Annotated in this window: 14 protein-coding genes; 4 read left to right on the top strand and 10 right to left on the bottom strand. The window is 68.9% G+C overall.

Features of this window, described 5'->3' with window-relative positions:
* Positions 1-10: 10 nt before the first annotated feature.
* From PCA76_RS13620 to PCA76_RS13605, 4 genes are all read right to left on the bottom strand, one after another.
* Positions 11-625: a dihydrofolate reductase family protein gene (locus tag PCA76_RS13620; protein ID WP_272618160.1), complete on the bottom strand. Its 615-nt coding sequence runs from the start codon at positions 623-625 to the stop codon at positions 11-13.
* Positions 626-861: 236 nt separating this feature from the next.
* Positions 862-2,277, bottom strand: a complete 1,416-nt coding sequence (locus PCA76_RS13615) for a non-reducing end alpha-L-arabinofuranosidase family hydrolase (RefSeq protein WP_272618158.1) — start codon at positions 2,275-2,277, stop codon at positions 862-864.
* Between the two features lie 150 nt (positions 2,278-2,427).
* On the bottom strand, positions 2,428-2,841 hold the full coding sequence (locus PCA76_RS13610; protein ID WP_272618156.1) for a VOC family protein: 414 nt from the start codon (positions 2,839-2,841) through the stop codon (positions 2,428-2,430).
* A gap of 75 nt (positions 2,842-2,916) precedes the next feature.
* Entirely contained in the window at positions 2,917-3,189 is a 273-nt protein-coding gene (locus tag PCA76_RS13605) for a GlsB/YeaQ/YmgE family stress response membrane protein (RefSeq protein ID WP_272618154.1), read from the bottom strand.
* A gap of 260 nt (positions 3,190-3,449) precedes the next feature.
* Here PCA76_RS13605 and PCA76_RS13600 point away from each other — a divergent pair, with 260 nt between their 5' ends.
* The gene (locus tag PCA76_RS13600) at positions 3,450-4,163 is read left to right on the top strand and encodes a hypothetical protein (RefSeq protein WP_272618151.1); all 714 of its coding nucleotides are present in this window, start codon (positions 3,450-3,452) and stop codon (positions 4,161-4,163) included.
* Between the two features lie 88 nt (positions 4,164-4,251).
* Here the strand turns inward: PCA76_RS13600 and PCA76_RS13595 are convergent, their stop codons facing one another.
* The 4 genes from PCA76_RS13595 to PCA76_RS13580 form a co-directional block, all read right to left on the bottom strand.
* Positions 4,252-7,248 carry a glycoside hydrolase family 95 protein gene (locus PCA76_RS13595; protein WP_272618149.1) on the bottom strand — a complete coding sequence of 999 codons (2,997 nt, stop codon included), beginning with the start codon at positions 7,246-7,248 and terminating at the stop codon, positions 4,252-4,254.
* A gap of 386 nt (positions 7,249-7,634) precedes the next feature.
* On the bottom strand, positions 7,635-8,252 hold the full coding sequence (locus PCA76_RS13590; protein ID WP_272618148.1) for a DsbA family protein: 618 nt from the start codon (positions 8,250-8,252) through the stop codon (positions 7,635-7,637).
* A 9-nt stretch (positions 8,253-8,261) separates the two neighbouring features.
* Positions 8,262-8,738: a cupin domain-containing protein gene (locus PCA76_RS13585; RefSeq protein ID WP_272618145.1), complete on the bottom strand. Its 477-nt coding sequence runs from the start codon at positions 8,736-8,738 to the stop codon at positions 8,262-8,264.
* Between the two features lie 237 nt (positions 8,739-8,975).
* On the bottom strand, positions 8,976-9,242 hold the full coding sequence (locus PCA76_RS13580; RefSeq protein ID WP_272618143.1) for a helix-turn-helix domain-containing protein: 267 nt from the start codon (positions 9,240-9,242) through the stop codon (positions 8,976-8,978).
* 102 nt (positions 9,243-9,344) lie between these two features.
* Here PCA76_RS13580 and map point away from each other — a divergent pair, with 102 nt between their 5' ends.
* Both map and PCA76_RS13570 read left to right on the top strand, forming a co-directional pair.
* A complete protein-coding gene (gene map, locus PCA76_RS13575; RefSeq protein WP_272618141.1) occupies positions 9,345-10,163 on the top strand; it encodes a type I methionyl aminopeptidase in 819 nt (272 codons plus the stop codon).
* A 163-nt stretch (positions 10,164-10,326) separates the two neighbouring features.
* Positions 10,327-11,010 (top strand): TetR/AcrR family transcriptional regulator, encoded by a 684-nt coding sequence (locus PCA76_RS13570; RefSeq protein ID WP_272618139.1) that lies wholly within the window; start codon positions 10,327-10,329, stop codon positions 11,008-11,010.
* Positions 11,011-11,142: 132 nt separating this feature from the next.
* Here PCA76_RS13570 and PCA76_RS13565 read toward each other — a convergent pair whose 3' ends face one another.
* The gene (locus PCA76_RS13565) at positions 11,143-11,838 is read right to left on the bottom strand and encodes a 4'-phosphopantetheinyl transferase family protein (protein ID WP_336298060.1); all 696 of its coding nucleotides are present in this window, start codon (positions 11,836-11,838) and stop codon (positions 11,143-11,145) included.
* A gap of 220 nt (positions 11,839-12,058) precedes the next feature.
* Here PCA76_RS13565 and PCA76_RS32640 point away from each other — a divergent pair, with 220 nt between their 5' ends.
* Positions 12,059-13,231 carry a sensor histidine kinase gene (locus PCA76_RS32640; protein WP_336298059.1) on the top strand — a complete coding sequence of 391 codons (1,173 nt, stop codon included), beginning with the start codon at positions 12,059-12,061 and terminating at the stop codon, positions 13,229-13,231.
* On the opposite strand, the gene PCA76_RS13555 is transcribed toward PCA76_RS32640, so the two are convergent.
* Positions 13,140-13,349 carry a DUF5988 family protein gene (locus tag PCA76_RS13555; protein ID WP_336298058.1) on the bottom strand — a complete coding sequence of 70 codons (210 nt, stop codon included), beginning with the start codon at positions 13,347-13,349 and terminating at the stop codon, positions 13,140-13,142. The two genes, PCA76_RS32640 and PCA76_RS13555, sit on opposite strands and share 92 nt — an antisense overlap.
* Positions 13,350-13,359 lie beyond the last annotated feature (10 nt).

Genomic DNA, 13,359 nt, shown 5'->3' with positions numbered 1-13,359 from the left:
GCGACGGTGACTAGTTGTCTGCCGACAGCTGGTCCTTGGCATCGTCGTAACCGGCTTTGGTCGGCGCCGCGCCCGGCGCGTAGATCACCCGCAGTACGCCCGTCGGGAACGCCTCCGTCGCCACCAGTCGCAGGTGGTAGGCCGCATCGCCCTCGTCGAACAGCTTGCGGCCCTTGCGCGCTGCCACCGGATGCACCAGAAGTCGCAGCTCGTCGACCAGCCCTGCGGCGAGCAGTTGCTGTACCACGGAGATCGACCCCGGGATGAGGATGCCGCGGATGCCGGCGTCGGCCTTGAGCGCGGTGACGGCATCGAGGAGATCGCCGTTGATCAGCTCCGAGTTGCGCCAGGAGAACTCCAACGGCTGGCGCGAGACGACGACCTTGCGAACGTCCCCGAGTTGCTTGGCGAACGGTGCGTCGTCGCCACCCGCGGCCTCACGCTCGGGCCAGGCTCCGGCGAAGCTGCCGTAGGTCTCGCGCCCGATGAGCAGCACGTCAGCGGCGTCATAGTCCTCGGTGACGGCGCGACCCATGTTCTCGTCGAAGTACGGGAAGTGCCAATCAGGGTCGATCTCGGCCACACCGTCGGCCGAGATGAACAGCGTGGAGATGACCTTTGCCATCGCGGTGATCCCTTCGAGTCAGGTGATGTCGGTAGGTAGACCGGCGCATCATCCCAAACTCATCGGCCAACCACCGGTCCGTCCCGGCGCGAGTTCGGCGTTTCGCGCTCAGTCCTTCGTGGCTGCACTCCGTCAGCATTCGCAGGGACCGCGGGCGGGCTCGGCGTTGCGCCGGGCCCGCCCGTTCCGTTCCACTCGATCCTGGACGCCGGCCGGTGGGCCGTGCGTCGGTGGGCTTAGCGTTGCAGGGTGAGCAGGCCGGGCCGGTAGGGCAGGAGGCCGTAGTCGCCGCCGGAGCTGGGGGAACGGCCCTGGTAGAGCAGTTGCAGGTTGCAGGGGTCAACGGTCATGGTCTGGTCGGCGTTGGTCCGTAGCAGCTCGCCGTGGCTGATGTCGTTGGTCCAGGTGGCGCCGCTGTTGGCTTTGCCGGCGAAGGGGTTGCTCTCGGTCGCGGCCTGCGGGGTCCACGAACCGCCCAGGCTGGTCGCGGTGAAGGAACGGAAGTAGCGGCCCTGCGAGCCGATCGCCTCGACGATCATCAGGTACCGGTCCTGGCCCTGGAGCTTGTAGACCTGAACGGCCTCGAACAGGTTGTTCGTGGTGTCGCTCATGATCGTCGTGTAGGTGGAGCCGAAGCTGCCCGGGAAGTTCCCGATGGGCATGCTGGCCCGGTAGATCTTGCCGTTGTCGCCGGCGAAGAACAGGTACATGTTCGTGCCGTCACCGATGACCGCCTGATCGATCGGCCCGGTCCCGGAACCGGAGATACTCCCGGTGAACAGCGTCTGCGCCCCCGACCACCCATTCGGGTTCGTGGGATCACTGGAGGTCCGGTAGGAGAACGCCGTGCCACCCCACTGGTAGGCCAACACCCAGATGTTGCGCGGCGCGAAGTAGAACAACGACGGCGCGACAGTGGCCGAGTTCATCGCGTTCTGGCTGGCCGACGCCATCTCCGAGTAGTTCGTGAACAGCCCGAAGTTCATCGACCCCCAGCTCGACCCGAAGTCGTGCGTCGTCGCGTAGACCAACTGCCGACCGTTGTACGGAGCGACGGTGAAGTCCTTCAGCGACACCCACCCCGACCTCGGGTTCGCCAACGAACCCGTCGACGACCAGCGGTACGTCGACGGCAGGTTGCACGTGCCACCCGGCGGAGGCGTCGTCGGCGGCGGGGTCGTCGGCGGTGGAGTGGTCGGGGGTGGGGTCGTCGGCGGCGGGGTCGTGGGCGTCGTGCTACCGGTACACGTCACGCCGTTCAGGGCGAAGCTCGTCGGCGCGGGATTGCTGCCCGTCCATGAGCCGTTGAACCCGAACGACACCGTGCCGTTGGTCGCGACCGAGCCGTTGTAACTCACGTTCTTGGCGGTCACCGCCGATCCGCTCTGCGTCAACGACGTGTTCCACGCCTGCGTCACCGCTTGCCCGGCGGTGTACGACCACGTCAAGGTCCAGTCCGTCAACGGATCACCCAGGTTTGTGATCGACACGTTGGCACCGAACCCGCCCTGCCACTGCGACGACACGGCATAGTTCACCGAACAGCCGGCAGCAGCGGCCCCAGCTGGTAACGCTACGACAACCGTCGTCGACACCAGCAGAGCAGTGCCGGCCGCGATCAAGCCGACATTGGTGGATCTGGATCTGGTCATATAGCACCCTCCTGACGGGTTGGCGGCCTACACATTGGTGATGGTCATTGGCAGGGGTCCCTGTTGTGAGCGTTAACAGGCCGCGTCAGGTATGGTACGGGAGCGCTCCCATAGCCTCAACCGATCGGTCGGCGGGTTTTTGAGGCAGAATCAGACGTCGGCTTCGAGGGCGAAGGTATTGCCATCCGGATCCTGGAACCACGCGATACGTCCACCGCCGGCCCGAGCAGTGATTCCCTTGGGGTCGTGGTCCAACTGCTCGTAGCGGATGAATTCGACGCCGACCGAGGAGAGCTGGTCGACGATCTGGTCGATGTCGTCGACATACCACGTCGCCAACGTCGCCGGAGTCTTCCCGGCGGTGCCCGACTGGTACACGTTCAGCGCCGGCCCGCCACCGGAACCATAGACGCGGCTGCCGTCGACGACGCTCGCACTGGGGCCGGACTGCAGCGCTTGCAGGCCCAGCTTTCCCTCGTAGAACGCAACGGCCTCGTGTATATCCGAGACGGCGATCGACGTTCTGAGGTGATACGCGCTCAAGGGCATGAACCACTCTGTCACGCGAGCAGTCCCCCGCAACGGACGCCGGCCCGACCCCGGTTGAACGGGATCGGGCCGGCGCGATGGCGCGAAGAGTCAGCGCACGCGGCGGCGGCCGTAGGCGCCCGCAGCGATCACGACGCCGATAGCGGCGAAGGCGACCTGGAGGATCAGCTCGATCCAGTCGACCCCGCCGGTCTCGGCGACACCGAAGGCGCCAGCGACGAGGGTGCCGACGATCGCGGCGACCACACCGATGAGCAGGGTGAGCCAGATCGGGATGTTCTGCTTGCCCGGTACGACCAGCCGGCCGAGCGCGCCGATGATCAGGCCGATGATGATGGCGGTGAAGAAGCCCGAAATTTCCACGAGAGCCGTCCCTCCGAAGGATTATCGTCGCCGTCTTATTGCCCCAGGCAACTAGTGGCCAAACCCGCCGCCGGTCGAGCCAGGCCGTGAGCCCGCGCTCAGGTGGTCGTGTGGCGCACGGGCCGAAGGTGACCACGGCGCGCCGCCGGTGATCACCATCAAGCTCCGAGGGGTGGTTCAGCCACCCCGTCCACACACGAGCGGGGCCGGACGCACTAGCATTGCCGCCGTCCGCGACGGCTCTGCTGAAACGAGGCGACATGCGCTGGCTCCGGCGGTTGCTGGGCGGTAGGCGGGTCCAGCTCGATCCGGGACGACAGCAGGCGCTGCTACAGGACGTCCAGTACCGATACGGCGCCCAGGCTCAGATCCGGTTTTCCGAGCAGGTCGAGGCGCTTACCGGCACGCTGAACAGCGACGACGGCCTGGTGGTGGCGGCCCGAATCGTGAGCCAGGTCGCCGACGAGGCCCACGTGGACCTACAGGCCCAGGCCCACGAGATACACCGGCGGACGGGCCGGCGGCTCCTGGTGCACCGCCGCAACTACCGGCCGCTGTGGATGGAAGCCGGTCCGGCCCTGCGGTGGCCACTGTTCGCGTTGCCGTGCGGCTTCCACCCGTACGCGCAGGTGACCGCCGCCGTCGCGGTGGTCGGCACCCGGGCGCCCCGGCTCGACCGGGTGACCGACCCGAACCCGCTCCTGACCCGCATGTTCGAGGTGCTCGACCTCACCACCGCCGGCTGGGAGTACGGACGGGTACGGGTCGACACCGATGCCGCCGCGCTGGCCGATCGACTGATCGCGAGTGCCGGTCAGGTCCTCGCCGCCATGGACGACCCACCCCGGCTGCCACCGTCGGTTCGTGAGCTGATGCGCCGCAACAACACCGTCAGCGTGCACGATCCCGCCGGCCCCCGGGCCGTGGGTGGGATCAACCTGGGCGCGAAGATGCGGGAGCAGTTCCTGGTCTGACGACGTCGGACGGCCACGACGACAACTGCGCGTAACCGCTGGCCGGGGTCGACGTGGGCGTCACGATTGTGATCTCCTGCCGACGCCGTCAGGCTCCGATCGCGATGGCGAAGATGTGCATGGTCGGCACGTTGGCCGCGGGCCGGGCACTGATGTTGGGCAACTCGACCCGGGCCACCGCCTTGCTCTGCAAGGCGACCCCCACGTAGTAGATGCAGGCGGCGGTGGCCTGGCGCTGGTTGCCGGGCCGGTTCTGGTACGCGGTCACGACGGCGGCGGTGCCGCCGGCATGTGGTCCGCCATACCAGTCGGGCGTGCTGAGCGTGAACGTCTGGCGCGTGCCGTCGGCGTAGACCACCGCGCCGGTCCCCGAGACGGCCCCGTAGGTGCCGGTCGCGAGGAAACCGAGCGTACGGCCGGTGCCGGTCACGCTGATGGACTGCCCCGAGGCGATGGCGTTGTCGGCGACGCCGGGGCTGACGTTCGGCCAGCGGAAGTTGACCCCGTTGCGGCTCACCGTGCTGCCCGGGGTGACGCCGGCCTGGGCCAGAGCCTGCGCGGAGAGGGTGGCCCCGTTGCCGTCGAAGTTTCCGGCGCCGGTGTTGGTGTCGTTGGTGATGCCGGCGTTGCTGAAGCTCTGTTCCAGCGTCGGTGTGGTGCTGCCCGAGCTGGTGGCCCGGTAGGTGCGCCCGGCCTGCACGGTGAGCTCGACGAGGTCGGTCTCGATCCGGGTGATCCGGGCCGGCGTACCGTCGGCGGTGTCGACCACCGTGAGGTTGCCGGTGAAGAGCCGGCCGCGCAGGCGGACGGCTCCGGCGCGGTCCGGCCGGATGAGAACCTCGCTGGCCTGCCCGTTGCTCCACGTGATGTCGACCGTGTGCCCGCCCCGACCCCGCAGGCCGGTCACCCGGCCGCTCGGCCAGGCGGCCGGCAGTGCGGGCAGGATGTGCAGTTCGCCGGCGTGGCTCTGTAGCAGCATTTCGGCGATGCCGGCGGTGGCACCGAAGTTGCCGTCGATCTGGAAGGGCGGGTGCAGGTCGAACATGTTGGGCGCGAGCCGGGCGGTCGTGGCGAGGTAGCGGATCAGGTCGTGGGCCCGTTTGCCTTCCTCCATCCGGGCCCAGAAGTTGATTTTCCAGGCCAACGACCAGCCCGTTCCGTCATCACCGCGCAGCTCCAGCGTCCGCCGTGCGGCCTCGAACAACTGCGGCGTGCCCCGCTTCGTGATCTGGTTGCTGGGGGCCAGACCGTACAGGTGCGAGATGTGCCGGTGGTTGGGCTCGGTCTCCACCCAGTCGTAGAGCCACTCCTGGATGTTGCCGCGCGAGCCGACCTTCATGGGCGCGAGTCGATCCCGGGTGGCCCGGACCTGGGCCCGGAAGGTGCTGTCCACGTTGAGGATCTCGCTCGCGCGGGCGCAGCCGTCGAAGAGGTCCCGCAGGATCTGGTTGTCCATCGTGGGGCCGGCACACACGCTGGCGTTCGCGTGGTGGCCGAGCTCCGGTGAGTTCGACGGGTTGGTCACCAGGTAGCCGAGGGTCGGCTCGGTCACCAGGGTGTCCAGGAAGAACTGCGCGGCGCCCTTCATGGCCGGGTAGTTCGCCCGCAGGAACTCGATGTCACCGTTGAACAGGTAATGGTCCCAGATCAACGTGGCCAGCCATGCGCCGCCGGTCTGCCACATGCCCCAGAAAGCGCCGTCCACCACCGAGGTGGCCCGCCACGCGTCCGTGTTGTGGTGGGTGACCCAGCCACCAGCGCCGTACTGCAGCTGCGCGGTGCGGACGCCAGCGACCGACAGGTCCCTGACCATGTCGAACACCGGGCCGTGACACTCGGACAGGTTGGTGGTGTTGGCCGGCCAGTAGTTCATCGGCAGGTTGGCGTTGATCGTGTATTTCGAGTCCCAGGATGGGGTCAGCGAGTCGTTCCAGATGCCCTGCAGGTTGGCCGGCTGGGTGCCGGGCCGCGAGGAGGAGATCAGCAGGTACCGGCCGTACTGGAACAACAACGCGGAGAACTGCGGGTCGTTGACGCTGTTGTGCTGGGCGATCCGGACGTCGGTCGTCTGGTCGGCGGCAGAGGTCCGGCCCAGGTCGAGGGTGACCCGGCCGAACAGCGCCTGGTAGTCGGCCACGTGCCGACTGCGCAGCTGGTCGTAACTGCTGGCCCGCGCCGTGGTGAGGCGCTGCCGCGCGATGCCCTGGTAGTCGCCGCCGACGTTGCGGTAGTTGACGTAGCTGGACCCGATGGAGATCAACAGGGTCACGCTGGTGGCGTTCGTGACCCGCAGGGTGCCGCCGGAGCTGGACACGGTGCCGCCGCTGACGGTGGCGTTGGCCAGCGCGAGGAAGCGGACCGCACCGGTGACGCCCTCCATGTTCCCGGAGACACCGTCGAGGGCGACCGTCGTGCCGTCGGGGCTGGACACCGTGGTGCGCTGCGGGCTGTCGAAAGTGGCGGTGAAGGTGATCGAACTGGCCCGGTCGGCGGTCAGCCGCATCGCGATGACCTGGTCCGGCGCGCTGGCGAACACCTCGCGCTGGTATCGGACGCCGTTCATCACGTACGTCACGGAGGTGGTCGCGGTGGTGAGGTCCAACTGCCGGTCGTACTGCGATGCCCCACCCGAGGTGGGAAAGGTGAGCCGGAGGTTGCCAACGGTCTGGTAGGCCAACTGACCGCCGGGGTTGCCCATCATGTTCTGGTTGACGAGGTCCTGGGCCTGGGTCCACTGATTGGCGTTGACCAGCCGCCGGATCTCCGGCAGCGCCCCCAGGCCCCTGGGGTTGCTGGGGTCGTGGGGGCCGCCGGCCCAGACGGTGTCCTCGTTGAGCTGAAGTCGTTCCGTGTCGACGTTACCGAAGACCATGGCGCCGAGCCGACCGTTGCCGATCGGCAGCGCACGGAGCCAGTCGGTGCCCGCGGACTCGTCGTACCAGAGGGCCAGGTCCCCGGCGGCCAGCACCTGCGGCGGCGCCACCGAGTCTCCTCGGGCCACGGCGGACCAGGGCAACGGCAGCAGCGCGCCGCCCGCCCCGGCCGCTCCCATCCTGAGGGCTTGCCGTCGGGTCAGGTCTGACATCGATCCTCCAAACGGTGACCGATCCGGCCAGCCCGAAGCGTGACAACTATCCGCTTGGTGGCGCCAACGCCGACCTCGCTGGGCAGGCCGACGCCAGGCCCTGAGTCAGCCAGACATCTGATGTGTTTCGCGAAGGTTACTCCCGAGCGACAGGATAGGCAACGATCGATCAATGGGTGGAATCGACGTCATCTGGCCCGTCAGAACAGCGCTTCGTCAGAGCCGCCGGAGCGCGGGTCACCGCAAGGAAGCCAACAGGGTGCCGCTCCAGACACACATACATCAGATGTACGGGGGCGAGCTGACGAGGTCGTCGTAGATCTCCCCGGACGTCCGTGGCCGGCGGATCTTGTGCGACAGGGCGATGGCCCGCTCCACCCTCGCCGTCAGAAGACGCGAGGGCTGGGGCGGTTGCCGCGTTTGATCTCGTAGAAGCCGGGGGTGCTGGAGACGAGCAGGACCCCGTCCCAGAGCAGGCCGGCGGCCTCGCCGCGAGGGACGGGGGTGACGACGGGGCCGAAGAAGGCATTGACGGTGCCGTCGGGGGCGGGCACGTGGATGGCGGGGGTGCCGAGGTCCTCACCGACCGGCCGCAGGCCGTCATCGTGGCTCCGGCGCAGGGCCTCGTCCTGATCGGACGCGTCGGCTGCAGCGGCGAGGTCGGCCGGCAGGCCGAGCTCGGAGAGGGCCGCGGCGTAGAGCTCGGGCCCGATCGGGGTCTTGTCGTGGTGGATGCGGGTGCCCAGGGCGGTGTAGAGGTCACGAACCGTGTCGTCCCCGAACGCCTGCTGGACGGCGACGACCACGCGGACGGGACCGAGAGTGTCGGTCAACCAGTCGCGGTACCAGGGGTCGACCTCGCGGTCACGGTTGAGCAGCCACAGGCTCATCACGTGGAAGCGCACCCGCACATCGCGGACCTGCTCGACCTCCATCAGCCAGCGCGAGGTGTTCCAGGCCCAGGGGCACTTCGGGTCGAACCACATGTCGGCGTACGTCGGCATCGGACCTCCTCAGGCGCGGTACTGGTCGTGGCGAGCGAACAGGTCGGTCCACTCCTCTTCGGACAATGTCCGGCCGGTCGTGGCGATCTCGGCAAGTTCGCGGAAGTAGGTCTCGCGCGGGATGCCCGGCGCGAACAGGATCAGCATCACCGCCTCGGCGTCGCTGTCGTTGCGGAAGCCGTGCACGCCACCCTCGGGCACGTGCAGGAAGTCGCCGGGTCTCCCGTCGATCCAGTCCGACCCGTCGTAGAGCCGCACCGCGCCTGCCACGACGTAGAAGGACTCGGAGAAGGTCCGGTGGAAGTGTGCGCCAGCCCCGCCTGCCCGGGCCCGCATCCGCCACTCGTAGAGGCCGAAGCGACCCTGGGTGGCACTTCCCGGGGCGACGAACCGACCGATCGTGCCGGATTTCGTGACCACCCGCTCCTGCGCGGCCTCCGGGTGATGCGCGGCGCTGACCGCGCCGAACTCGGACGTGTACGTCATGATGATCCCTCCACACGCTGACTTGCAGCTAACTTACCGCTAAGATACTTGCTTGTCACGTGTGTATGTGTCGGGTTCATTCGAGGAACACAAGGCCGCCGTCGGGATCGGCGACGGTAAACGTTTTCAGAAGCCGCGGTCAGCGAGGCCTTCTGTCAGCCGCCAAGGCTGAGCCGAGGAACTTCGGAGAAGCTCGAACCTGCGGTGGCAGCAGGAGCGGTGGTCTCCACCACGCCCTCAGGACGCCTCGCGGAGGCGTAGGTCGGCCAGCCACACCTCGGCCAGGTCGCTGAGCGCGACGCCGAGGACCTCACTGAGGCAGACCACGGTGCCGAACGCGGGAGCGGGGAGCCGGCCCACCTCGATCTTGCGCAGCGTCTCCGGCGAGATGCCGGCCGCCAAGGCCACCTCGACGGGACTGCGGTTACCTCGCGCGACCCGAAGCGCCGCTCCGAGACGTTGCCCCGCTGCGATCTGTTCGGGTGTGAGCGGTGGGCGGACCATGTGAGCAGGATAGATCCGCCTTCCCGGACCGGCAATGCCGACCCGCCGGGCGCCCCGACCAGCGTGGTATAAATATACCGCTACGAGAGGGAAGGGCTGATCGTGATCGAACTGAAGTCCGCCGAGGAGATCGATCGGATGGCCGTGACCGGCCAGTTCGTCGGCGAGTTGCTGGCGGAGCTGCGTGAGGTTGCCGCCATCGGGGTCAACCTGATGGACCTTGAGCACCACGCCCGCCGCCGGATCAAGGAGCGTGGCGCCCAGTCCTGCTACTGGGACTACACACCGTCGTTCGGCCGCGGCCCGTTCCGTAACGTCCTGTGCCTCTCGGTCAACGACGCCGTGCTGCACGGCCTGCCGCGCAACTACGCCCTGCGCGACGGTGACCTGCTGAGCATCGACATGGCGGTCGGGATCGACGGCTGGGTCGCCGACTCCGCGCTGTCCGTCATCATCGGCACTCCCGCCCCGGATGACCTGAAGCTGATCGAGGCCACCGAGGCCGCACTGAGGGCCGGGATCGACGCCGCCCAGCCAGGCAATCAACTCGGCGACATCTCCGCGGCCATCGGCGAGGTCGCCCGCCGCTACGGCTACCAGGTCAACGACGAATTCGGCGGGCACGGCATCGGCCGCACCATGCATGAGGCCCCACACGTGCCGAACGACGGTCGCCCAGGCCGAGGCATGAAGCTCAAGCCCGGCCTGACGCTCGCGATCGAGCCGTGGTTCTGCCGCAGCACCGGCAAGATTAAATTTGATGAGGACGGGTGGACGATCCGGTCCGCAGACGGCTCGCGGACGGCCCATTCCGAGCACACCGTCGCGATCACCAAGGCTGGCCCCCGGGTGCTGACCTTCCGCCCCGGGCACGCCACGAGCCCGGGCAACCGCAGTGGGCAGTCGGCCGCGACGTCCTGACGAGCGCCGCTCGGGGGCGTGCGCAGTCGGGCGAACCGCGCCGATCAGCGAGCCGTCGATTCGTTGACGTCAGGCAGGTCCGAGGATCCGCGGACCTGGACCCCGGTCAAGGTCGAGCGCTCCGAATCAGAGCAGTGCTCTCGATGTGCTACGGTCGATCACTATGAAGGCGTCGGGGGTCCGCGCCCGGGTCCGGGCCGAAATGGTCAAGGAGCTCAAGACGGTGGCCTGGCGCCACCTGGCCGCCGAGGGCTCCAACCTGTCGCTGCGCGCGGTCGCCCGGGACATGGGCATGGCGTCGTCCGCCGTCTACCGTTACTTCCCCAGCCGCGACGACCTGCTCACCGCGCTCATCATCGACGCGTACGACGCGCTTGGCGAGAGCGCCGAGCGCGCCGCCGAGAAGGCCGAGCCGGGGCTGGAGCGCTGGCTCGCCGTCGGGCACGCCGTCCGCGACTGGGCCCTGGCGGCGCCGCACGAGTGGGCGCTGATCTACGGCAGCCCGGTGCCCGGCTACCGCGCGCCGGAGGACACCATCGGGCCCGGCGTCCGGGTCATCCTGCTGATCGGGCGGGTGCTCAAGGAGGCGCTGCGGGCCGGGCTCCTGGAGCTCGGCGAGCCGCTCACCGGGGAGTACGCCGAGGAACTGGCCGTCGTCGCGGCCCGGCTCGGCGACGACATGCCGCCGCGGCTCGTCGCCGACAGCGCGGCGATGTTCTTCATGCTCTGCGGCGCGGTCAACGCCGAGCTCTTCGGCCAGCTCACCAACTCGGTCGACCGGGACCGGCGCGGCTTCTTCGGCTTTCAGCTGGGTAAGGCCGCCACGCTGGCCGGCCTGACCGCCTGACGCCGGCGTCCGCCTCAACGCGGCCACGATCAGGTCGATCTCCAACCGGAAGCAGCGGTCCAGGTCCGCCTCCGCGCCGTCGGGCAGCGCCGGCAGGCCGGCGACACGTCCGGTCGAGCACCACCGCTCGGCTCAGCCGGCCCGGGTCGTCGCCGGGTCGCGGACCGGGGTGGCCAGAGCCGCGACGAGCAGGCCCCGGTGGGCCAGCCAGCGGCCGGCGAACCCGGTCACCTCGCGGCCGTCCAGCCGTGGGCCGGGCACCGTGAGGCGGGCGTCGAAGGTCCGGCCGGCCGCGTCGATGGTGACAACCGCCCCGGTGAAGCCCAGCGGCTGCCGGGTCAGCGGGAACCAGACCTTGTAGACCGCTTCCTTGACGCAGAACAGCAGCCGGTCCCAGCGGACGGACGGATCCGAGGCCAGCAGTGCGGTGACGGCGACGCGCTCCGGTGCGGAGGCGACGCAGCCAAGTAGGCCCGGCGGCAGCGGCTCGTTCGGCTCGGCGTCCACGCCCAGTGTCCACAGTGTCGAGGCTGGTGCGACAGCCGCCAGCCGGTAGCCGGCGCAGTGCGTGATGCTGCCGACCACGCCGGCCGGCCAGGTCGGAGCGCCCCCCTCGCCGGGCAGCACCGGGGCGGGCGGGCAGCCGAGACCCGCCAGGGCCTCCCGGGCACAGCGGCGGGCGGTGGCGAACTCGGTGCGGCGCTTCGAGCCGGCCCGGGCGATCAGCCGCTCTTCCTCCGGGAAGAGCGGCGCCGGCTCGGCGTCGTCGAACGCCTCGACGGCGACGACGCCGGCCGGGAACAGGTCTGCGGTCATCGTGTGCGGCACGCCACCGACCGTACGGTCCAGCGCTTGAGCGCCTCTCCGGCCGAGCTGCTCAAGCCGGGCACGCCACCGAGGCCGGCGAGCGGCTCGCCGGCCTTCCGTGACGCCGGGCGACACCAAGTTCACAAGACGTAAACTTTTGTACAGCCATCCACTATGTACCTGATGGTTGAATGAGTCGATGCGCGTCTTCCGCCGTGACTGGACGCTTCGACGACGAGGTATGCAAGTCCGGTTCTTCGGCCTCTCCTGCCTGCTCTTCCTCGCCTATCCGGTCGGTGCGATCGGCAGCAACTCGATCTGGCTCGCCCTGAATCTGATCGCCTTCGCCGCCGGCTACTGCCGGGTCATCATTCGCAACACCCCGCAGATGCACCGCAACCGGGCGCCGGTGACCGTCCTGCTCACCCTGGTGCTCGGCGGGCTGCTGATCCCGACACTGCACTACGACTGGCTCTCCGGGCTGGGCGTCTTCGCCGCGATCATGTTGCTGATCAACTTTCCACTGCGGTGGTGGCGGGCGCTCCTGGTCGGGCTTATCGGCTCACTCACCATCATCGCCCAGTTCGTGTTGCACGCCGAGCGCAACTCGGTCGTCGTGCTCCTGGTGCTCCTGGTGATCGTCGGGGCCGTCCAGGTGGCCGTCTACAAGCAGATCGAGACGTCGATGCAGCTGCAGGAGGCGCGCGCCGAGCTGACCTACCTCGCGGTCGCCGAGGAGCGGCTGCGCATCGCCCGCGACCTGCACGACATCCTGGGCCAGCGACTCTCCGCGGTCACCCTGAAGGCCGAGATCGCCGCCCAGATGGTCGGCCGCGACCCGGGCCGGGCGATCACCGAGATCCTCGAGGTGAGCGCCACCGCCCGGGACGCTCTGGCCGAGGTGCGCGCGGCCGTGTCCGGCTATCGCACGGTGTCGCTGCGGGTCGAGACCGAGAGCTCCGAGGCCCTGTTGACCGCCTGCGGCGTGGCCGTGACCGTGACCGGGCCGCTGTCACTGCCGCAACTGGCCAACGAGACAGCCGGATGGGTGGTGCGGGAGGCGACGACGAACGTGATTCGGCACGCCTCGGCCCGGCAGTGCTCGATCACGGTCATCGACGAAGGCGACACCTTCGTCGTGCAGGTCGCCGACGACGGGGTGGGCGGCACGCTCAACGAGCCCTTCTCGTACGGCACCGGACTGACCGGGCTCGCCGAGCGCATGGAGATCGTGGGTGGCGATCTGGACGTCGGCCCCCGGGACGGTCGCTTCGTCGTGACCGCCCGGATCCCGGCCGACCCGCAGTTCGCGGAGTCGGCCGCTACTCGGCGATCCGGGTCCGGGCGACCCAGGCGAACACGGCCGAGCCGTCCGGACCTGCGGCCGTACGGTGAAAATGCTCGTACCCGTTGAGCCACTGGAGCTTGATCGTGTCCGCGTCGCCGGCGACGTGACAGGTGCGCATCGTGACCGGGATGTCAGCCGGGCCGCCATCGAGCACGGCGAGGACGGTGACCTTCTGATCGTCCATTGTGACCCCT

Source organism: Micromonospora sp. LH3U1, assembly GCF_028475105.1.
In the GTDB taxonomy this organism is placed as follows: domain Bacteria; phylum Actinomycetota; class Actinomycetes; order Mycobacteriales; family Micromonosporaceae; genus Micromonospora.
The sequence above is the reverse complement of the archived record's forward strand: the minus strand, read 5'-3'. Positions and strand labels throughout refer to the sequence as shown.